We start from the raw sequence: 6,062 nt of genomic DNA, 5'->3' as shown, positions 1-6,062 counted from the left end.
GTTCTCCCCCTAGTATTGGACACATTTTGTTCATATCCCTATTAAATAAAAAGATTATTAATCTAGAGTTTCCAGATTGTTAAGGGTTAGTAAAGTTAGGTTAATTCCTTGTAAAGTTTCTTCATATTAAATTGTAAAAAACAGTAACTATAATTATCATTTATTTATAACTCATATTTTAATTACGAAATTTAGTACTATATTTTTTAAACCATGGGGGATATCATGAAAAATAAAATACTAGTGATTGATGATGAACCATCAATAGTTACTTTACTTGAATATCATTTAAGCCAGGCAGGTTTTGAAGTGTTAATAGCCATGGATGGTGAAGAGGGTAAAAGGGTTGCTGAAACGGAGTCTCCAGATTTTATTCTATTAGATTTAATGCTGCCAAAGTTAGATGGGATGGAAGTATGTAAGCAACTTCGACAACAAAAGATCATGACTCCTATTTTAATACTCACAGCAAAAGATGACGCACTTGATAAAATATTAGGGCTAGAGTTAGGTGCGGACGATTATATGGTTAAACCATTTAGTACGAGAGAGGTCATTGCGAGGATAAAAGCAATTCTAAGAAGAACCCAGGTTCAGACTGAAGAGGCTTACATAAAAATCGATGAAAAAGAATTTGTCATTGGTGAATTAATAATCTATCCCATGAAATTTGAAGCTTATTTCAAAGGAAACCAAATAGAGTTAACTTTAAAGGAATTTGAATTGCTTGTTTATTTAGCAAAAAATAAGGGACGGGTTCAAAGTCGTGATGAATTGCTCCACGCTGTGTGGAAAAATGACTTTTCAAGCGATACAAGAATTGTGGATGTTCATATATCCCGTTTAAGAGAAAAAATAAAAGAGGAAACCAAGAAACCAGTTTATATAAAAACTTTTCGAGGAGTTGGCTATAAATTGGAAGAGCCAAAATGAGATGCAAAAGGCTGCCTTCCCACTTTTTAGGTCTGACAGCCTTTTATCATCCCTTTCAAAAATTCTTCCTAATTAATTAAAATTATAGATATTAGGCATTTAAATCAAACCGTTGTCCGGTTACAAGATAAATAACATGTTCAGCAATATTAGTTGAATGGTCTCCAAGTCTTTCTATATAACGACACACAAAAGCCAACTGCGTAATTTGATTAGTTTGTGAAGGATATTTTTGTATATATTCCATTAATTCCTTAATTAATCGTCCATACATTTCATCTACTTTATCATCTTTCTCCGCACACTTTCTTGCCAGGTCTACATCCTCTGTTAGGAAGGCTTTTAGCGAATCACTTAACATTTCTAATGCAAGGTCCATCATTTTTGGAATATCGACAATTTCTTTAATATGCTTTTCTTGCCCAATATGCAATGTTGATTTGGCAATATTAACAGCATTATCGGCAATTCGCTCTACTTCTGAGGAAATTTTTAATGCAACAACAATATTTCTTAGGTCCCTTGCAACAGGTGACTCCTTAGCAATAAGTAGAATCGCTTTATTGTTTATTTCATGCTCAAGTTCATCAATAATTGTATCATTATTAATAATTTCTTTTGCTTTTTCAATATCTTGATTAATGAGTGTATCAATACTATCCTTAATAGCTTTTTCCGATTTCAGTGCCATCTCTATTAGCAAATCTTTTAATTGTTTTAAATTACTATCGAAGTTAAATCTTGTATTCACCCTTTTCACCCCTATTAGCCAAATCTTCCTGTAATATATCCTTCAGTACGTTCATCCCGTGGGTTTGAGAATATCTTTGAGGTATCATCCAATTCAATTAATTCTCCCATTAAGAAGAAGGCGGTTTGATCCGAAACCCTTGAGGCTTGCTGCATATTATGGGTAACAATCACAATAGTATATTTTTCTTTCAACTCTAATATTAATTGTTCAATTTTTAGGGTTGAAATAGGGTCAAGTGCCGATGTTGGCTCATCCATGAGTAAGACATCTGGTTTTGTTGCAAGTGCCCTGGCAATGCACAACCTTTGCTGCTGTCCGCCTGATAGTCCAAGTGCAGGAGCCCCTAAGCGGTCTTTTACTTCTTCCCAAAGCGCAACGTCCATCAATGATTTAGTGACTATTTCCTCTAGATGGGTTTTTCTTTTGATCCCGTGGATTCTTGGCCCATAAGCTACATTATCAAAGATCGATTGGGGAAAAGGATTCCCTTTTTGAAAAACCATTCCTACATTTTTCCGCAATTCTACTAGATCCATTTTTTCATTCAAAATATTTTGACCGTTATAATTAATTTCTCCTGTCATCCTTACATTGGGAACATAATTAATCATTAAATTCAAAGTCTTTATAAAGGTTGATTTTCCACAACCAGAAGGTCCGATAATCGCGGTAACTTCTTTTTTATTTATCGGAAAGTTAATACTTTTTAATGCATGATGCTCTCCATACCATAGATTTAAATCATTTATTTGAAAAACTTGTCTATGTACTGTTATGTTAGCCATGCTGCCTCCTTACCCAAACCTTCCTGAGATATATTCTTCCGTCTTTTTTACTGAAGGATTTGTAAAGATTTTTTCAGTGATGTCATATTCAACCAAATCACCACTTAAAAAGAAAGCAGTTTTATCGGAAATTCGTGATGCTTGCTGCATATTATGGGTAACAATTATAATCGAATAGTCCTTCTTTAATTCCACAATTAAGTCTTCAACCTTCGCATTAGAGATAGGATCTAGTGCTGAAGACGGTTCATCCAGAAGCATAACGGTTGGTTTCATGGCAATCGTCCTAGCGATACAAAGACGTTGCTGCTGTCCGCCTGAAAGTGATAATGCTGATTTTTGAAGTCGATCCTTTACTTCCTCCCACAATGCTGCCTTTCGAAGACTTTCCTCAACGATTTTATCCAGTTCACTTTTCTTTCTGATTCCTGCAAACTTTAATGCATGGGTAATATTTTCATAAATGGATTTTGGAAATGGATTTGGTTTTTGAAAAACCATTCCAATTTCTTTTCTTAATGCGACAACATTGATTTGATCAGATAAAATATTAATATCCTCATAAAAGATTTCCCCTTTTGCCTTTGCCCCAGGGATTAAATCATTCATTCTGTTAATACTGCGTAGAAAAGTCGACTTTCCACAACCGGATGGACCGATTAGCGCAGTAACTGAATTCTTTTCAATATCCATTGTTATTCCATTTACTGCTCGTTTTTCGCCATAAAAAATCTCCAAATTTTTCACATGTAATATATTTTCTTTCCTATTAGTTTGTACAGTTTTTGATTCAACTGGTCTTTCTTCCGTTGCTGTCACCATACCACTCACCTGCTTTTATTTAGTTGCGGTAATTTTCCGATGAATCATGCTTCCTATCCATCTGGCTAATAAATTAAAAATTAATACGGAGATGACTAAAACGGCTGCAGAACCGCTTGATACTTCGTCGACATCAGGAATTAAGCCTTGGGTATTAACCGACCAAATATGTACTGCCAGAGTTTCCGCCGGACGAAAGATATTTAATGGTGAAGTTTGTGAAAATGGATTCAAGTTTGCATAATCAAGTCGCGGTGTGGATAAACCAGCCGTAAATAATAACGCAGCTGCTTCACCAAAAACACGACCGGCCGCTAGAATAATACCTGTTAAAATGGTTGGAAATGCACTCGGCAATATAACTGTTTTAATCGTATGCCAGTGAGTAATTCCTAAGGCAAGGCTTGCTTCTTTTAACTCCCTTGGTACAGAACGAATTGCGTCCTCACTTACTCGGACAATAACTGGTAAATTGAAGACGGTTAGTGCTAATGCTCCGCCTAATATGGTATAGCCCCAACCTGTTAAATTAACAAACATTAGAAGACCAAACATTCCAATAACGATTGAAGGGAGTGACGCTAGAACTTCTACACATGAACGAATAGTATCAGTAACCTTACCTGGTTTAGCATATTCAGCCATATAAATTCCCCCGCCGATCCCTAGAGGTACAGCGATCAGCATGGTAATAAACAGAACATAAAACGAATTGAATAATTGATCCCTTATTCCCCCGCCGGCCCTAACATTGCTTGAGGGAGCTGTTAAGAAATTAAGAGATATGTTTTTCAATCCATTTACCAATATATAGTAGAATAAACCTACAAGTATCAAAATGATAATTAGCGCTATTAAGTAGAAGATGCCTGAAGCTATTCGGTCAGCCGTTTTGGTATTCATTACATCTTCCTCCTTGAAGATAAGTAGCGTATGAGGAGAATAAATGCGAACGACATGACTAATAAAATTAATCCCATCGACCACAAAGTATTATTTTCTACACTTCCATATGTAGTATGTCCCATGTTGAGTGTAATAATAGTGGTTAAAGTGGCAGATGCATCTAATAAACTCGAAGGCAAGTCCTTTACGTTTCCGATTACCATTTGAACGGCTAATGCTTCACCAAATGCTCTTGCCATGCCCAGTACAATTGCAGTTAAAAGTGTTGGCAATGCTGCTGGAATCAGCACTTTTCGAATGGTTTGCCATCGGGTAGCGCCAAGAGCGTATGAACCTTCTCTTAAGGTCTTTGGTAAAGAGCTCATTGAATCTGTTGCAATGGTCGTTACAGTCGGTAATATCATGACGGACAGGACAATAGTTCCTGAAAGTAAGCTAAAACCAAGACCTCCTACATTCTCCCTAATAAACGGTACTAATACTGTTAGCCCGATGAATCCGTAAACAACAGAAGGGATTCCCACTAATAGCTCAATAACTGGCTGTAATATTTTCTTTCCCCATGATGGAGCAATTTCTGTCATAAAGATTGCTCCTCCAATTCCTAAGGGTGCTGCTACCAAAGCTGAAAGAAAGGTTACAGCAAATGAACCGAAGATGAATGGTAAAGTTCCATATTCTGGACTAGCTTGATTCGTTGGATTCCAATTCTTACTAGTTATAAATTCCACTAGGCTGACGCCATTCTTAATAAAAGATTGCAGACCCTTTATTCCGAGAAAAATGGTGATAGTGATTGTGGCAGATATCATAATCACAGCGCATAAAATTACAAGGATTTTCCCCCTTAGTTCACCATCCAACCGATTATGACCGGATTTTAATAATCTATCTTTTGCAGAAACAAGTTTTTCCATCGTACCAATCACCTCGAATGCGTCATAAGGGTAAATGTATACTCATCACATTTACCCTGTTTACACCTAAGACTGTTGATTATTTATTGGTTTGGTTCCCTTTTGCATCACGTTCTACTTTCATTTTTGTCACTGGTAAGTAGCCTTGTTCCTTTAACAAAGTATTCTGAACGTCGTCTGACATTAAATAGTCTATAAACGATTTCGCTGCACCACTAGGTTCTCCCTTTGTATAGGAATGTTCGTATGCCCAGATTGGGAATTTACCTGTTTGGACGTTTTCATCTGTTGGTTCCACCCCATCAATTGATAGCGGCGTTACCTTATCATCTGTAAAATAAGAGAAGGCTAAATAACCCACTGCACCATCGGTTTCATTCACAATTTTTTTAACGGTGTTTGAAGAATCTTCGGTAATTCCTTCCGCAGGAGTAGCACCATTAAGTCCAAATTTATTAAATACAGCGCGGGTCCCAGAAGCATCAGGGCGGTTAACTAAAACAATTTTTTGATCCTTACCGCCAACGTCTTTCCAGTTTGTAATTTTCCCTGTAAAAACTTTAATAAGATTATCTTTTGAGATGTCTTTAATACCAACATTTGGGTTAACGGCAGCTGTAATCCCAACAACTGCTATTTTATGGTCGACTAATTGATCAGCTGGAATGCCCTCTTTTTCTTCTGCAAAAACATCCGAGTTTCCGATTTGAACAGATCCCTCTGCTACTTGAGACAACCCAGTACCGGATCCTCCCGCATTTACTTGAATATCTACTTTTGGATTGTTTGCCATAAATTCCTCTGCTGCAGCAGCAATGAGGGGCTGCATAGCAGATGAGCCAGAAACAACTAAAGAACCAGAAACTTCTTTTCCACCTTTATCAGCAGTGTCTGTAGTATTATCTTTTGATCCACCGCCACAGGCAGTAACAAACATCATTAAAG

General features: G+C 36.7%; 7 protein-coding genes. 1 reads left to right on the top strand and 6 read right to left on the bottom strand.

The annotated features are described in order from the left end of the window. Positions 1-225 precede the first annotated feature (225 nt). Positions 226-933 (top strand): response regulator transcription factor, encoded by a 708-nt coding sequence (locus tag V7266_RS28660; protein WP_335472613.1) that lies wholly within the window; start codon positions 226-228, stop codon positions 931-933. A gap of 91 nt (positions 934-1,024) precedes the next feature. Here the strand turns inward: V7266_RS28660 and phoU are convergent, their stop codons facing one another. From phoU to V7266_RS28630, 6 genes are all read right to left on the bottom strand, one after another. Beyond that, entirely contained in the window at positions 1,025-1,684 is a 660-nt protein-coding gene (phoU, locus tag V7266_RS28655) for a phosphate signaling complex protein PhoU (protein WP_335472612.1), read from the bottom strand. Between the two features lie 14 nt (positions 1,685-1,698). Then, on the bottom strand, positions 1,699-2,472 hold the full coding sequence (gene pstB, locus V7266_RS28650) for a phosphate ABC transporter ATP-binding protein PstB (RefSeq protein WP_335472611.1): 774 nt from the start codon (positions 2,470-2,472) through the stop codon (positions 1,699-1,701). 9 nt (positions 2,473-2,481) lie between these two features. Then, positions 2,482-3,294 carry a phosphate ABC transporter ATP-binding protein PstB gene (gene pstB, locus V7266_RS28645; protein WP_335472610.1) on the bottom strand — a complete coding sequence of 271 codons (813 nt, stop codon included), beginning with the start codon at positions 3,292-3,294 and terminating at the stop codon, positions 2,482-2,484. Positions 3,295-3,309: 15 nt separating this feature from the next. Beyond that, positions 3,310-4,197, bottom strand: coding sequence for a phosphate ABC transporter permease PstA (gene pstA, locus V7266_RS28640; protein WP_335472609.1), 888 nt, complete (start codon positions 4,195-4,197; stop codon positions 3,310-3,312). Then, entirely contained in the window at positions 4,197-5,117 is a 921-nt protein-coding gene (pstC, locus tag V7266_RS28635; protein ID WP_335472608.1) for a phosphate ABC transporter permease subunit PstC, read from the bottom strand. Before pstC ends, pstA begins: the two co-directional genes overlap by 1 nt. A gap of 79 nt (positions 5,118-5,196) precedes the next feature. Then, positions 5,197-6,057 (bottom strand): phosphate ABC transporter substrate-binding protein, encoded by an 861-nt coding sequence (locus V7266_RS28630; RefSeq protein ID WP_335472614.1) that lies wholly within the window; start codon positions 6,055-6,057, stop codon positions 5,197-5,199. Between the last annotated feature and the right edge of the window lie 5 nt (positions 6,058-6,062).

The sequence above is a fragment of the Neobacillus drentensis genome (assembly GCF_036965645.1).
GTDB classification, from domain to species: Bacteria; Bacillota; Bacilli; order Bacillales; family Cytobacillaceae; genus Neobacillus; species Neobacillus drentensis_D.
Note: the sequence above shows the minus strand (reverse complement) of the source record. Positions and strands in the feature narration are given on the sequence as shown.

What these genes read in the sequence shown, in the direction of transcription:
- V7266_RS28660 (WP_335472613.1), top strand. Translation starts at nt 226, where the DNA reads ATGAAAAATAAAATACTAGTGATTGATGATGAACCATCAATAGTTACT.
- pstB (WP_335472611.1), bottom strand. Translation starts at nt 2,472, where the DNA reads ATGGCTAACATAACAGTACATAGACAAGTTTTTCAAATAAATGATTTA.
- pstB (WP_335472610.1), bottom strand. Translation starts at nt 3,294, where the DNA reads ATGGTGACAGCAACGGAAGAAAGACCAGTTGAATCAAAAACTGTACAA.
- pstA (WP_335472609.1), bottom strand. Translation starts at nt 4,197, where the DNA reads ATGAATACCAAAACGGCTGACCGAATAGCTTCAGGCATCTTCTACTTA.
- pstC (WP_335472608.1), bottom strand. Translation starts at nt 5,117, where the DNA reads ATGGAAAAACTTGTTTCTGCAAAAGATAGATTATTAAAATCCGGTCAT.
- V7266_RS28630 (WP_335472614.1), bottom strand. Translation starts at nt 6,057, where the DNA reads ATGATGTTTGTTACTGCCTGTGGCGGTGGATCAAAAGATAATACTACA.